We start from the raw sequence: 14,455 nt of genomic DNA, 5'->3' as shown, positions 1-14,455 counted from the left end.
CAATCTTTGAACTGTAAATTCATTTCGACAGATGCGCGATTACATGATCGCCTTTCGACAATCATGAGAGAAAGCCGACATGAAGCTGGACATCGGGAAGCCCGCCCATTTTCAGAACGAGCCCGTTCCAGAGGGCACGCGGCTCGCAGGGTGGGCTGGGCTTGTCCACGCGCTCGACGTGAAGGCGCCCGTGAGGAACCCTGCCTGTATTTCCGAACGGCATGTGCGCGGCAACCGCCGGGGAGAGGGCATCTGGGAGGTCTATGACAAGCGATATCAGCCGGACGACACTCTGGATGGGCATCTCGGCTTTGCCCTGCGCCATGAGCCGATCGATCTTCTGGTGCTCAAGCGCATCCTCGATGCGTTGCCGGAACAAGACCTCATAGACTTCATCCAGCGAACACCGACCGGCGCGGTGACGCGGCGCGTGTGGTTCTTTTACGAAACCCTGAGTGGCAAGCGCCTCGACATCGACGACGCTCCCACAGTCACCGCCGTCGATGCACTCGATCCCGAAGTCTATTTCACCGGTCCCGCTTTGCTGTCCCTGCGCCATCGTGTGCGCAACAATCTGCTCGGCACGGGCGCGTTCTGTCCGATCATCAGGCGTACCGAAAAGCTGGAAGCATTTCTGGCCCTCGACCTTTCGCATAAGGCGCAGGAGACGATAGGGCGAACGGGCACCCATGTCGTTTCCCGGGCTGCAAGCTTTCTCCTTCTCGCCGACAGCCGCGCCAGCTTCGAGATCGAGGGGGAACGCGCGCCAGCCAATCGGCTCGAACGCTGGGGACGTGCCGTACTCGAAGCCGGCAAGCGTCCGCTCAACAGAGAAGAAATCTACCGTTTGCACCGCATCCTGATCGGCGACGACCGGTTCACCGAGATCGGATATCGCAGCGAGGGCGTATTTCTGGGGGAGCGGGACCACAACCATGATCCGATGCCCGAGTTCATCGGAGCCCGGCCTCAGGATGTTCCCGACATCATGACCGGCCTCAATGAGTGCAATAACAGGCTGCGGACCTCAGACGTCGATCCGGTCCTGCAGGCTGCGGCAATTGCATTCGGGTTTGTTTACGTGCATCCGCTGGCCGACGGCAACGGGCGCCTGCACCGCTGTCTCATCCACCATGTGCTCGCCGAGCGCAAATACACTCCGCCAGGCATGGTGTTTCCCGTCTCGGCCGTCATGCTGGATCGCATCGACGACTATGCCGCGGCCCTGAAGCGGCACTCCGGTTCTCTGATGGAGTTCATCGACTGGCGCGCGCTGCCCAACCACAATGTCGAAGTCACAAACGACACGGCGGACTTCTACCGCTATTTCGACTGCACAGTGGAGGCCGAGTTCCTCTTTAGCTGCGTGCAGCGAACCGTCGAGATCGATCTGCCGCGCGAGATCGACTATCTCAAGTGCCGAGATCAGGCGCTGGTCGCCATCATGAACCTGGTCGAAATGCCCGACCGCATGGCCCAGGACGTCATCCTGCATATCCGTCAGAACGGCGGTTCGCTCAGCAAACGCCGCCGAACGGGCGTGTTTGAGAAATTGCGCGACGACGAGGTTCAGCAGATTGAGGCAATTGTCGCGGATGCCTTCGACGGATTCGACGGCAAATACAGGATAGAATCGTGACCCTCATCCAGCGAATCGTAGAGCATTGAACGACAGCGCAGCACCTCGCTGGGTCGTGAACCATGTCACGATATCCGCACTTGGCGCGGATATTCTGGAACAGAGCGTAGGATCCTAGCCCTCGGACTATCGTACCGGTCGAACGTCGGCCAGCTTCGTATCAAGCCCAATCGGATCGATATAAGAAAGTCTGTATGAGATGGCCTCATACGATTTTTCTTGATGCGGGCCGTTTTTAGACGCATAACACCCAGATGAAGCATCTGAGCGAAATCGCGGAAGTTTTTAGCGGCATCCTTCCGCCGAAGGGCGCCGACCGAGAAGCGGTATACGTTCAGATCAAGGATTTGCGTGATTACAATAGTGAGTTTCTTCGGGGGGCGGCGCCAAAAGCAAGGCGGGCGACGCGTATTGCTGTGCACGATCTTCTTGTGCCGTCACGTGGCGATCAGCTCGCTGCATTTCGTCCAACGCCGGACATGATCGGGGCTTTTGTTGGACTTGATGTCTACCTGGTCCGACCTGCAATCCGGCGTGTTGATCCTGACTTCCTGTTTATTGCGCTCAATGACATTGCCGCTGTCCGGCAACTGAAAGCCTCGGCAACAGCAGGAGCTTTGCCTCGCATTCCGAAGCAGGCGTTGGACGACGTCCTCCTGCCCCTTCCGTCTATGGAAAAACAACGCCGTATCGCACGGCTCGGCATCCTCGCGGCAGACTGCGAGAGGCTTCTGCGCCAGCGCCTGGCCGCCGAGGCAAAACTCAACGCCGCCCTCATTTCACGCTTGCTCAGAACACCCGCATAGGAACGCCCCCATGACCAGACCAGAAGACATCAACAATGCGGTATGGGCGGCGTGCGACACGTTTCGTGGCGTCATCGATGCCGAGCAATACAAGAACTACATTCTTGCGTTGCTCTTCCTGAAGTACATCAGCGACGTCTGGAACAAGCATTATCAGGAAATGCTGGAGGAATTCCGCGACCACCCCCAGCGCGACCTCCGCATCCGTCGCCGCCTTGAGCGCGAACGTTTCAAGCTCAAGGAGATCGAGTACCGCAATGAAAAGGGCGAGGTCGTCGAGACCTTCCTCTCGAGCTTCGACAGCCTCTACGAGCGCCGCAATCGCGATAATGTCGGTGAACTGATCAACATGGTGCTCGACGCCATAGAACAGGCGAACGAGCCGAAGCTCAACGGCGTTTTTCGCAATATCGATTTCAATTCCGAGATCAATCTTGGCCAGACCAAGGACCGGAACCGCCGCCTGAAGAATGTGCTTGAGGACTTCGCCAAGCCGAGCCTCAATCTCAGCACCGTCAGCGAAGACGCGATCGGTGAAGCCTATATCTATCTCATCGAGCAGTTCGCGGCGGATGCGGGCAAAAAGGCCGGCGAGTTTTTCACCCCGCGCAAGGTCTCCGAAGTCGTCGCCAAGCTCGCCGCTCCGAAAGACGGTGCGCTGATCTGTGACCCGGCCTGTGGCTCGGGCTCGCTCTTGTTGCGCGCCGGCGAAGAGGTCGGGACGAACAACTTTCGACTCTACGGGCAGGAGGCGAATGGCCAGACCGTCGCGCTAGCCCGTATGAATATGTTCCTGCACGGACGTGACGCCGCGGACATCCGCTGGTGCGACACGATCAACGGCCCGACCCTGCTCGAAGGCGATCACCTGATGCGCTTCGACACCGTCGTCGCCAATCCGCCGTTCAGCCTCGACAAATGGGGAGCTGAGAACGCCGAGAATGATCCGTTCCGGCGCTTTGCGCGAGGGGTGCCGCCAAAGTCCAAAGGCGACTACGCCTTCATCCTGCACATGCTGGCGATTGCCCGCCCTGGTGAAGGGCGGGTCGCCGTCGTCGCGCCGCACGGGGTTCTCTTTCGGGGCGGCGCAGAAGGTCGCATCCGCGAGAGCATCGTCCGCGACAATCTCCTGGACGTGGTCGTCGGCGTGCCTGCCCAACTCTTCCCGACGACAGGCATTCCGGTCTGTATCATGGTGTTTGACCGCGCCCGCGAGGCTAGCGGTGCAAGAGAGAGCGAGCGCGACGTGCTCTTCATCGACGCCAGCCGCGAATTTGGCTCCGGAAAGCGCCAGAACCACCTCCGTGACGAGGACGTGGCTAAAATCATCTCAACCGCGCGCGAGCGCCGCGAGATTGAGCGCTATTCGCATCGTGCCTCCTTCGAGGAGATTGAGCGCAACAAGTTCAACCTCAACATCCCGCGCTACGTCGATACCTTCGAGCCCGAGCCGGAGATCGACATCCAGGCGGTCCAGAACGAGATCCGCGAGCTTGACCGGCAACTCGCCGAAACCCGCGCCGAGATGAACCGCTATCTGAAGGAGCTCGGCATTGAAGTCTGACGCTGCAAATTACCGTGCGCGGCGCATCGGGCGCACACTGAAGCTTTTTCTCGTCGACGGCTCGCCGACGGGTGTGATCACGGCCGAGCTTGGGAACTGGTCGGGCAAGGCCGTCGTCGCGCCGCGCACGGCGCTGCCCGACCTCATCAAGCGCGAGGAAGCCTCGCGTACCGGTGTGTACCTCCTGATGGGTCCGGACCCGGACAATACCGCTCGCACGCTTGTCTATGTCGGTGAAAGCGACAGCGTCCGCACGCGGCTCGCGAGCCATGACTCTGACGACGCCAAGCAGTTCTTCACCCGCGTCTGCCTGATCGTTTCCAAGGACGAGAATCTCACCAAGGCACACGGACGTTATCTAGAAGCGCGCATCATGGCGCTGATCCGGGCAGCTTCGCGCGCGGTTCTCGTCAACGGGACCGAGCCCGATTTCAAGGGGCTGCCGGAACCCGAAATCGCCGACATGGAAGGCTTCCTGTCTGAAATCGAAATCTTGCTGCCTGTGCTTGGTTTCGATGTTCTGCGCCGCGCTGCGGAAAGCGGCGATGCTGACAGTCCGGCGCGCGCGGACGAACCGATCTTCACGTTCACTGAGGCCGGCACCGATGCCCGGGCGCGCGAGGCTGGTGGCGAATTCGTCGTGCTCGCCGGTTCATTGGCGCGGGTGAAGGAAACCAACACCATCCATGATGGTGCAAAGGATCAGCGCCGCCAGCTCGTCGAGGACGGCGTCCTGGTGAGGACCGCCGATGGCCAGCACTATACCTTCGGCCGCGATGTCGCCTTCTCCTCGCCGTCTGGAGCTGCCGCCGTCGTCTACGGAGGAAACATCAGCGGCCCCGCGACCTGGCGGCGCGAGGGCGACGGGCTCACTTACAAGGACTGGCGTCAGCAGCAGCTCGCGCAGGCACAGGGAGGCGAGGAATGAGTGTCTCCACGACGCTTGGAGACTTCTTCCGGGTTCGGAAGGAGAAGGGAGAGGCAGGTCTGCCCACGCTCTCTGTCACCATGAATGACGGGCTGGTCGACCGGGCTGACCTCGACCGGAAAATGGAGACGAACCTCGCACCCGAAGAACACCTGCGGGTCCGAGAAGGCGACATCGCCTACAACATGATGCGGATGTGGCAGGGCGCCTTCGGGCGGGCGGAGAAAGACGGGATCGTCAGCCCGGCGTATGTCGTGGTCGAGCCCAGAGAGAAGATCGACAGCCGTTTCGCCGCACACTGGTTCAAATCGGCGCGGATGATCCATCTTTTTTGGGCCTACTCTTATGGCCTCACCGAAGACCGTCTTCGTCTATATGCAGACGACTTCTGCCAAATTCCGGCATCGCCACCCCTGCTGACTGAACAGCGTCGGATTGCGGGCATCCTCGACACTTGGGATCGTGCCATCGCGCAATCCGACGCCCTGATTGACGCTAAGCGACGACTTCACTTTGGGCTAAGCCAGTCGATCTATGCTCCTGCGATTAACGAGGACGGAAACTTGGGGATCGACTGGGAGCCGTGTTCGATGTCCGAGCTTGCGGAAGTTGTTGGCGGTGGAACGCCGTCAACGGCCAATCCCGCGTTTTGGGCCGGCGACATCCCTTGGTGCACGCCCACGGATCTCGCCGACCTCCCGACCCGCTACATAAGTGCGACCGAAAGGATGATCACGGCCGAGGGGCTCAAAGCGTCTTCAGCCAATCTGCTGCCTTCGCAGAGTATTGTTCTGTGCAGCCGTGCGAGCGTTGGTGAATGCGCCATAAACACGTTGCCAATGAGCACCAATCAAGGTTTCCAGAGCCTGATCCCTCACCGCTCGGATGACACCCTTTTCCTTTACTACATGATCCGTGCCCTCAAACGGCGTCTGCTACGCATTTCTGCCGGCAGCACCTTTCAGGAATTCTCAAGAACAGAGTTGCGAGGCCTGGAGGTAGCAGCGCCACCTCCCGACAAGCGTACCGCCATCGGCGCAGCGCTGGCGAAGCTCGATGACGAGATTGATATTTTAAGAGCTTGCTCGAAGCGCCTGAAGGAACAGAAGCGTAGCTTGATGCAGTCTCACTTAGGCGGTGATGCGCGCGGCGTACAAGAGGCTGCTGAGTAATGGTAGCGGCTGGTGGCTATATACTCCCCGTACCCGCTGATCGAAGGGACTTGCTTCTCTACGAGGCTGAGCACGGTGGAACCTTCTACCGCTCGAAACCCTTTGTATCGGAACCTGTTCCCCGCTTCGACCACAGCCGCCGCGCGCCTCTTGCCGTCTTCGCCTCGTTCGAGGACGGCTACATCACACACATTGCCGAAGGGAGGAAAGGTCAGTCTGCAGGCACCGGCCTCGTTCGGCTCAATCTGGAAGATCTCGAGCCTCTGAAGCGGCCCGTGAGCTTCGATGAGATCCTTGCTGGCATCGACATACGCGTTGCCCGGCACGTCAGGCAGCGCCTGGAAACAGGCGGCCTGCTCCCGCCGAAGTCGCTCGGCGCCTTTGTTGATCGTATCACGCAACTCGATGAGACCGTCAGCCCACGCCTTGCGCGCTATTCCGAGCGTCGCGCCCAAGCGCTGCGGCGGCTCGAGCCCCGTGCCCGCGAAAACCTCGCCTACCAGAAGGAAACGCTCGGCCTCGCACTCGAGATTGCTGGCATGTCGCGAGACGACCTTTTGGCGTGGACCCCGACGGACGCTTCACAGCAATCCTTCCTTGATGGACTCCCGGGCGCACAGGTTCGGGAAGATGCTATGCTTTTGTCCGACTTCTCGACCGTGCCGGGCTTTGAAGCTATGGGCGAGACCACCCACTACGGCTCGAAGGTATTCGCGAGCGAAGAGGATTCGTCGAAACGGTTGACGGTGATCATGGCCAACCGTCTGCCCCTCGAACAACAGACCGGCGCCGACCTCATCTACTTCAACGAAGCTTACCGCAGCTTCGTGATGGTCCAATACAAGGCGATGGAGAAGCGCGAAGACGAGGTCGAATTTCGTTGGCAGGCGAAGGATCAGTTCTGCGACGAAGTTAAGCGGATGGAGACCCTACTGGAGGAGCTCAGGAAGCTCCCAAGCGGTGAGCACCCTGATGGGTTCCGCTTCTCGGACAACCCGTTTTTCCTGAAGTTCTGTCCGCGCGTTGTCTTCAACCCCGACGACAAAGGGCTCTTTAAGGGTATCTATCTGCCTCTCGATTTATGGAAGCGAGCGGATGCCGCTGGTCTATTCACGGGGCCGCGCGGCGGTAAGGTTCTGACCTTCAAGAACGTCGGTCGTCGAATCAACAATTCGGAGTTTGTCGGGCTCGTGGCCGGATCGTGGGTAGGCACGTCAATAGAGCAATCCGCTGTACTCAGCGAGATTGTCCGGCAGGTGCTGGAAACCGGGAAGACCGTCACGATCGCCATCAAGCACACCCCGCCTCCTCATGCGTCCGAAATGGAGGCCGCTGAATGAGTAATACCCAGAAGCTTTCCATTCGCCTCTTGCGAGATGGCCTCGCCCCCGCTGACGCAGTTCGCGACGGTGTAGACCTAACACCATGGGACAAGCTGGAAGGCGCACTCATTTCATTGGCAACGCTCGGCGGCGGCGCGCCGAAATGGGCGCGGTTCCTCGAATTGTCAGAAGACGAGAAGAACAAGGTCTTCAACCACACAGCCTTCGGACTCGTGTTCGTCCAGGCGTCAGGGCGTTGGTTCGCCGTGTCTTTTGGCATGGGTCACGTCAAACTTGATCCTGCGGCGTTCGAGCAGGATTTTGGGCTGCGGGTCGTCCTCAACGCCGTTGACCCGAAGCAGTTAAAAAGTGCGGACGTTCGGACACCGGATGAGAATACTCTGTCCCGCCGTACGCAGACCAGCCGGGGCTCCGATCAGACTGCCTTCGCCATCGACATCGAGCGTGACCTTGTCCGTGGTCTGGCGGGGACGCCCAAGGATGCAGGCTTCGGCTCCTATGTGGCGGGGACCGACGGCCTGACGCTCAACCGAAAGCTTGAGATCGCGGAGCTCGCCCGGGCCTGTGCGGATGCGTATGCAATCTACCAGAAGACCGATTACAAGACCGACTTCGGTTGGATCGACCAGATTCGCCACATCCGTGAGCAAGAATTGATCGACAAGCTGGACGCCAAGCTGGTCGAAGCGTTGGCGAAGGCGGTTGACGAAGGCGAGACCGACGGTATTCACCTCGCCTTTCCGGTCATTTATGACCCTGAGAAATCAAGCCTCATCCGCTACAAGGGTTTTCGCAGCTGGCAGCTTTATGCCGACCTCGACTTGCCCGGTTACCTCGACGCATTGAAGGAGCGCGAGAAAACCGGCTACTCGGACGAGGACCTCCGCAATCACACCGTCCACGAAGTCGATGATGATGGCCACGACTGTGGTGGGAAATGGAAGTTGCGGGAATGCATCGTGTTCGAAACAGAACTCGATGGCTCGACCTACGTCTTCTCTGGAGGCCGCTGGTACCAGATAGATCAGAACCTCGCCAAAGAGGTTCAGGAGTTTTTCGACGCGACAAGCAAGGTCGACATGCCTGCCGCTGAGGCTGACGAGACAGAAGAGACCTACAACAAGCGCGTCGCCGGTCTGGATGCGGACATGATCTGCTTAGACCGTCGGCTCATCAAGCCGACAGGTGCTGCGAGCAAGATCGAAGCCTGCGACTTTCTCGGCCGTGAGCGTCAACTGATCCACGTTAAGGACAAGACGTCCTCGTCTCGACTCAGTCACCTTTTCAGCCAGGGGACCGTCTCCGCACGCGTCCTCGCGACCGACCCGCCGTCGCGCGACAGCGTTCGGAACGAAGTGATCGCGGTCCAGGCTGAAACCGGACAGACCGGCTACGAGGACATCATTCCGAATTCCGGGAATGACTTCACCCGTGGTGATTTCACCGTCGTCTACAGCGTCATTGCTGCATCTGATAAGCCGAAACTCCCCTTCTTCAGCTTGGTGTCGTTCCGCCAGGCTGCGCGCGAATTGCACGCGCTTGGCTACAAATGGGCTTTTGCCTGGATCGAGAAGCCGAAGTCTGGCGCGAAGGCGAAAGCCAAACGATCCGCGAAGGGTGCTGGAGAAGATGCGGAGGTCATAGAATGACCGAAAGCCCGAAATTCTCCCTTTCCGAAGCTGGTCGCGAGCAGCTTCAGGCGCTCATGACGCTGTCGGCGCTCGGCTGGCGCTATGTCACGCGCGCGGAGGTCGATCGACAGCGGAGGCACCGTCGCACTGGCGTCCTGCTTGAGGACACGCTGCGCACTCAGCTTGCAGCGCTTAACCGCATCCGCGCCAGCGGCCGCACGCATGCCTTCTCGGAGGGGAACATCGAGACGGCCGTCGAACGTCTCAAGGATGTCCGCTTCGATGGGTTGATGCGCACCAATGAGCGCCAGACCGACCTGATCCAGCTTGGCGTCGCGCTTCCGCAGACGGTGGATGGCCAGTCGCGCGAATGGCCGTTCCGCTACATCAATTGGGGCCTCGACGCGGACAGTATACGGGCGAACGCCTTCCATATGACGAGTGAGTTTCCGGTCGACTGGCCGGAGGGCGCGAGCATCCGCCCCGACATCGTTCTGTTCGTAAACGGCATTCCCTTCGCCGTCATCGAGGTGAAGCGGAGCCAGGAAAAGGTCGCGCAAGGCATCAGCCAGCATCTGCGCAATCAGAAGCCCGATCTCGGTGCGCCAAACCTGTTCTTCACGGCGCAGCTGCTCATCGCCGCGAATTCGCATGAGCCCCGCTACGCGACCGTTGGCACGCCGGCAAAGTTCTGGTCGGCCTGGCGCGAGCGCGAAGACGCGCCCGATTACGTCGCGGAGGTCGTCAACCGAGCGATCGACACAACAGATCAGGACGCGATCTTCCAGGACTTCGGCCTCCACCGCCGCAAGCATGACGGTCTGCGTGAGGCGGGGGACCGCTTCGTCACACCGCTCGACGAAATGCTGGTAAGTCTCTGCCGCCCAGAGCGCATCCTCGATCTCGCGCGCCGCTTCACGCTCTTCGATGGCGGTGTGAAGAAGGTGGCGCGCCATCAGCAATATTTCGCGGTGAAGGACCTGCTGAAGCGTGTCGATGCACGCGACGCCGGCGGACGACGCGCTGGCGGCGTTGTCTGGCATACGCAGGGATCTGGCAAGTCGCTGACCATGGTGATGCTCGCGAAGTCTCTCGCGATGAGTGTTCCCACAGCGCGTGTCGTGCTGGTGACCGACCGAACCGATCTCGACGACCAGATCGACAAGACCTTCGCGGCGACTGGCCTGTCGCCCGAACGCGCCAAGACGGGCGAACACCTAGTCGAACTCATCGAAGCTAGGACGCCGGTCATCACGACCCTCGTTCACAAGTTCAAGGCCGGGCTCAACAAGCGCCGCGTGGTCGATGCAAGCACGGACATCTTCCTGCTCGTCGATGAGAGCCACCGCAGCCAGTACGGCGACATGGAAAGCCTGCACCAGAAGATGCGCGACGTGCTGCCGGGCGCTTGCTTGATCGGCTTCACTGGCACGCCGATTGCGAAGAAAGAGCGCAATACCTTCACCAAGTTCGGACCGCTCGTGCAGCCGGTCTATTCTATGAAGGATGCCGTCGCGGACGGTGCTGTCGTGCCGCTGCTCTATGAGGGCCGTCACGTCGAGGAGGATATCGACGAAGACGCGGTCGATGCCTGGTTCGACCGTGTGACCGTCGGCCTCAGCGAAACACAGAAAGCCGATCTCAAACGCAAGATGAGCCGCCCTCGGACGCTCATGGGCGTGTCAGCACGTCTGCGCTGCATCGCGTTCGACGTGAGTCGGCATTTCGCGGACAACTTCCAGTCTGACAGGCTGAAAGGTCAGCTCGTCGCGCCGTCCAAACGCGACGCGATCGCTCTGAAGAAGCTGCTTGACGAGTTCGGCGAGGTGACCTCGGAGGTTATCATCTCTGGGCCGGATCAGCGCGAGGGCGAACACGCCATAGACGAGGAATCTGACGACGAGGTGGTGAAGTTCTGGCGCCGGATGATGGAGCGACACGGCGGCGAGGAGAGCTACAACAAGACTATAATCTCAAAGTTCAAGGGGCCCGGCGAACCGGACATCCTGATCGTCGTCGACAAGCTGCTCACCGGCTTCGATGCGCCGCGCAACACAGTGCTTTACATGGCCAGACCGCTCCGCGAGCACGGTCTTTTGCAGGCCATCGCGCGCGTCAATCGTGTTTTCGACGAGGATGGCGCGCCTGAAAAACCGTTTGGCTTTATCATAGATTACTGCGGTGTGCTTCGTCACCTCGGCGAGGCATTGACGGCCAACGACGCGCTGCGGGACTTCGACGAAGCCGACCTGCAGCAGTCGGTCAGCGCAATCGCTGATGAAGCGCGTACGCTTCCCCAGAAGCACGCTGCACTCCTAGAGCTCTTCGTTGGCGTTTCGAACGTCTACGACGAGGAAGCCTACGCGCGAGAACTCGCAGACGATGCACTGCGCGATGACTTCTATCGCCGCCTCTCAGAATTCTCCCGCACGCTTACCGTCGCTGTCAGCTCCCGCGTGTTCATTGAGGAAACACCTGCGGATCGGCTGCAACGCTGGCGAACCGATGAAAGGCGCTTTCTCGCGTTGCGCGCCCATGTGAAGGCTCGTTACGCGGACGCGGTGGACTGGAGCGACTACGAGCGACGTGTGCGCGGTTTGCTCGACCAGCACGTCACCGCACACGAGGTCACGACGATCGTCGAGCCCTTAGCCGTCTTCGACGATGGCGCAATCGAAGCGGCACGGAGCGAGAAAAAGCGCTCGGATGCGTCGATTGCGGACGAAATTGCGCACCGGACGCTCCGGACGATTGAGGAGAAGTGGGACGAGGACCCTGTCTTCTTCGAGAAGTTTTCGAAACTTATCCGCCAGACCATCGACGACTTCCGTCGCGGTCGGCTCGAAGAGAAGGCTTATCTCGAACGTATCCGAACGCAGCGCGACAAGCTCGACGCCCGTGACGATGAAGACGATCCGACGCCGCATCAGCTGCGTGGCAAAGGCAACGAAACCGCGTTCTGGGGGATTGCCAGAAAGGAACTGCGCCGCGCGGGGATCGATGATCCCCGCCTTTCGGTGCGTATTTCGCTGTCGCTAACCGAGATCATCGAGAATCGTCGGCGCGTTGGATGGCAACATGATCGTGACATTCAAAATGACATGCGCAATGCAATCGATGACTTCTTTTTCGATGAGGTGATGGCCCACGGCGGCGTCGACCTCGACGCCGCCGTGATGGACAGTATCGTCAATGAGGTGCTCTCGGCCGCACGGGTCCGCATGCAGGATGATGGTCGTGTCCGCTGAAGCTTGTTTTCATTGGGGGCGACGACGGATTACCTACCGCGTCACTCGGGATGAGCGGAGGCGGCTAAAAATCGCCGTCGCGCCTTCCGGTTCGGTGCATGTCACAGCACCGCTCGACGCAGCCGATGACGAGGTTCATTACCGTGTTCGCCGCAAAGGTGGATGGATCGCCGCCCAAATCGAAGACTTCGAGCAGTATCGCCCAAGGACTCCGCCTAGGCAGTACATCAGCGGCGAAACACACCTCCTGCGGGGTATACAATACCGTCTTCGGGTCCGTGAAACCGAAGCCTCTCGCATCTATCTGAGCGGCGATCGGATCGTGATCGAAACACCACATACGGAGAGCGCTCCGTATAAAGCCGCATTGCTCAACCACTTTTATCGGCTCGAAGCACACATCGAATTTCCACGTCGACTTCAAGCGGTCTCAAGCTTGTTCACCTCGGAAGGAATCCAAGCACCCAAACTACTCATCCGCCCTATGACAAAGCGATGGGGCAGCTACACGCCCAAAGGTAATCTGATCCTAAACATCGATCTCATTCGGGCACCCGTGCAGTGTATAGACTATGTCATTGTGCATGAGGTCGCGCATGCTCTTGAACCTAACCACGGTCCAAAGTGGCGTTGGCTGATGGACAAGGTCTTACCCGATTGGCGCGAGCGTAAGAGACGTTTGGAAACTGGTCTCGTCTAGCCTGCCCCGGCCACAAATTCCCTGGCGCGAAACGCCGTCACACGTTCAATTCGTTCGATGAGATAGTCACGGTAGCCAGACAGGATACCATCTATGTCGGCCTCCTCGCCGTCCAGCAGATTTTCGGTTTCCTGAAGGGCCTGATGAAGGGTGAAACCACCGGCCGCGACATCAACCAGCCGGTCAGTCAGATCGCGTTCGGCGGCAAGTCTGATTTCGCTCGGCAAGACCGAGCGATCTCTCATATAGATCAACCGAAGGCCAAAGATTCGAAGCCGGTCATCATTAAATTGTTGAACAATGGCCAACGCATCCTGCCGGTTCGCGGTGTGAAAGCTCGCCATGCGATTCTCGTCATCCGGCCCGGGAAAGCCGTCGTAAATCCGTTCCTCGACATGGACGGATGGTGAACGTGGCTCTCTGGCGGCCACGTAGCTCGCGATCATTCGAGAACAGAAAGCAACATCTTCCTTGATGCTCTGAGCACGATCTTCCAGTTCATTGATGTCACAGCCGTTGAGCATCTGCTCAGGGGCATCAAAAAGCGCGGTTAGCGTGGGCGCGGCATTGATCCTAAGCCTGCGGATCGGACTCGGCTTCGCCGATAAATAAGACTGCAATTCCTCATCCGGCATCGAGGCAAGTTCTGCGTGGGCCATGTCGAGTCGCAAGCACAAACGGCCGTTGGGTTGCTGCGGATCGGGCCCCAGACAGACAACCGGCGTGTGATATGCTTGGTTGCTGAAGAATTCGCTAAGAACGAAGCCGTCCTCAGCGTCAACGAAATCCCCGACGGTGGCCTTCTTTGAAAACCGCACGAAACGCTGCCAGAGCTCAGGAGCGCGTTCTTGCACGCATCGACAAAGGCCGAGCGTTGCGACCACGTCAGCCATGGCGTCGTGAGCCTTGTCGTGAGCGACTGCGTTTGCCGGAGCAAGCTGGTCCAGGCGAAAGACCGGACGCCCTTCTGGTCCTATAGGAACCGATAGGCAGGGCGGAGATAAAGCTGACGCCGCCATCACTAGGCCCAATGCGTCGGCGCGACAATTTCCGTGGCTACTTGTTAGGAACGCTGGATGAAGGGTCTGAAACAGCGCATGTCTCAGCATCTCCTCGTCGAACCGAATTGAGTTGTAGCCGACGAAAACCGAGGGGGACCAGTCCAGTAAAGTTCGCCGAATGGCTCGAACCATGTCGTAGTGTGAGGGGAGACCGTCGTCGTTGAGGCGTCCAATTGGCAGGCCATTCGTCAGCAGCGCTGCGGGGTGAGGAACGACGTGTGGCAATAGGCGCGAGCGCGCCTCAAACCGGCCGACCTCGTTGAGATCATTGTCAGTTCGTATCGCTGCGAAATGCACAATCTGATCGAAGCCGTGCCTGAGCCCCGTTGTCTCCGTGTCGAAAAATACGAACCCCATTGCGCC

The 14,455-nt window shown here is 59.5% G+C and carries 10 protein-coding genes; 9 read left to right on the top strand and 1 reads right to left on the bottom strand.

The genetic code is table 11. The annotated features are described in order from the left end of the window. The first annotated feature begins 79 nt into the window (after positions 1 to 79). From BBX35_RS09765 to BBX35_RS22820, 9 genes are all read left to right on the top strand, one after another. The gene (locus BBX35_RS09765) at positions 80 to 1,639 is read left to right on the top strand and encodes a Fic family protein (RefSeq protein WP_067219150.1); all 1,560 of its coding nucleotides are present in this window, start codon (positions 80 to 82) and stop codon (positions 1,637 to 1,639) included. Between the two features lie 254 nt (positions 1,640 to 1,893). Further along, positions 1,894 to 2,445 carry a restriction endonuclease subunit S domain-containing protein gene (locus BBX35_RS23410; protein ID WP_141687846.1) on the top strand — a complete coding sequence of 184 codons (552 nt, stop codon included), beginning with the start codon at positions 1,894 to 1,896 and terminating at the stop codon, positions 2,443 to 2,445. Between the two features lie 10 nt (positions 2,446 to 2,455). Beyond that, positions 2,456 to 4,009, top strand: a complete 1,554-nt coding sequence (locus BBX35_RS09760; protein WP_067219148.1) for a type I restriction-modification system subunit M — start codon at positions 2,456 to 2,458, stop codon at positions 4,007 to 4,009. Further along, positions 3,999 to 4,937 (top strand): GIY-YIG nuclease family protein, encoded by a 939-nt coding sequence (locus BBX35_RS09755; RefSeq protein ID WP_083206174.1) that lies wholly within the window; start codon positions 3,999 to 4,001, stop codon positions 4,935 to 4,937. The genes BBX35_RS09760 and BBX35_RS09755 overlap by 11 nt, the downstream gene beginning before the upstream one ends. Next, a complete protein-coding gene (locus tag BBX35_RS09750) occupies positions 4,934 to 6,109 on the top strand; it encodes a restriction endonuclease subunit S (protein WP_067219146.1) in 1,176 nt (391 codons plus the stop codon). Before BBX35_RS09755 ends, BBX35_RS09750 begins: the two co-directional genes overlap by 4 nt. Before the next feature lie 50 nt (positions 6,110 to 6,159). Then, positions 6,160 to 7,449: a hypothetical protein gene (locus BBX35_RS09745; RefSeq protein WP_141687845.1), complete on the top strand. Its 1,290-nt coding sequence runs from the start codon at positions 6,160 to 6,162 to the stop codon at positions 7,447 to 7,449. After that, entirely contained in the window at positions 7,446 to 9,101 is a 1,656-nt protein-coding gene (locus BBX35_RS09740; protein WP_067219143.1) for a DUF6119 family protein, read from the top strand. The genes BBX35_RS09745 and BBX35_RS09740 overlap by 4 nt, the downstream gene beginning before the upstream one ends. Continuing rightward, positions 9,098 to 12,331: a type I restriction endonuclease subunit R gene (locus tag BBX35_RS09735; protein WP_067219142.1), complete on the top strand. Its 3,234-nt coding sequence runs from the start codon at positions 9,098 to 9,100 to the stop codon at positions 12,329 to 12,331. Before BBX35_RS09740 ends, BBX35_RS09735 begins: the two co-directional genes overlap by 4 nt. Next, positions 12,321 to 13,031, top strand: coding sequence for a M48 family metallopeptidase (locus BBX35_RS22820; RefSeq protein WP_171901419.1), 711 nt, complete (start codon positions 12,321 to 12,323; stop codon positions 13,029 to 13,031). The genes BBX35_RS09735 and BBX35_RS22820 overlap by 11 nt, the downstream gene beginning before the upstream one ends. On the opposite strand, the gene BBX35_RS09725 is transcribed toward BBX35_RS22820, so the two are convergent. Continuing rightward, entirely contained in the window at positions 13,028 to 14,449 is a 1,422-nt protein-coding gene (locus tag BBX35_RS09725; protein ID WP_067219138.1) for an exonuclease domain-containing protein, read from the bottom strand. The two genes, BBX35_RS22820 and BBX35_RS09725, sit on opposite strands and share 4 nt — an antisense overlap. Positions 14,450 to 14,455: the final 6 nt, after the last annotated feature.

The sequence above is a fragment of the Stappia indica genome (assembly GCF_001696535.1).
Taxonomy (GTDB): Bacteria; Pseudomonadota; Alphaproteobacteria; order Rhizobiales; family Stappiaceae; genus Stappia; species Stappia indica.
The sequence above is the reverse complement of the archived record's forward strand: the minus strand, read 5'-3'. Positions and strand labels throughout refer to the sequence as shown.

Coding starts and splice junctions, on each gene's coding strand:
- BBX35_RS09765 (WP_067219150.1), top strand. CDS start 80: ATGAAGCTGGACATCGGGAAGCCCGCCCATTTTCAGAACGAGCCCGTT.
- BBX35_RS23410 (WP_141687846.1), top strand. CDS start 1,894: ATGAAGCATCTGAGCGAAATCGCGGAAGTTTTTAGCGGCATCCTTCCG.
- BBX35_RS09760 (WP_067219148.1), top strand. CDS start 2,456: ATGACCAGACCAGAAGACATCAACAATGCGGTATGGGCGGCGTGCGAC.
- BBX35_RS09750 (WP_067219146.1), top strand. CDS start 4,934: ATGAGTGTCTCCACGACGCTTGGAGACTTCTTCCGGGTTCGGAAGGAG.
- BBX35_RS09740 (WP_067219143.1), top strand. CDS start 7,446: ATGAGTAATACCCAGAAGCTTTCCATTCGCCTCTTGCGAGATGGCCTC.
- BBX35_RS09735 (WP_067219142.1), top strand. CDS start 9,098: ATGACCGAAAGCCCGAAATTCTCCCTTTCCGAAGCTGGTCGCGAGCAG.
- BBX35_RS09725 (WP_067219138.1), bottom strand. CDS start 14,449: ATGGGGTTCGTATTTTTCGACACGGAGACAACGGGGCTCAGGCACGGC.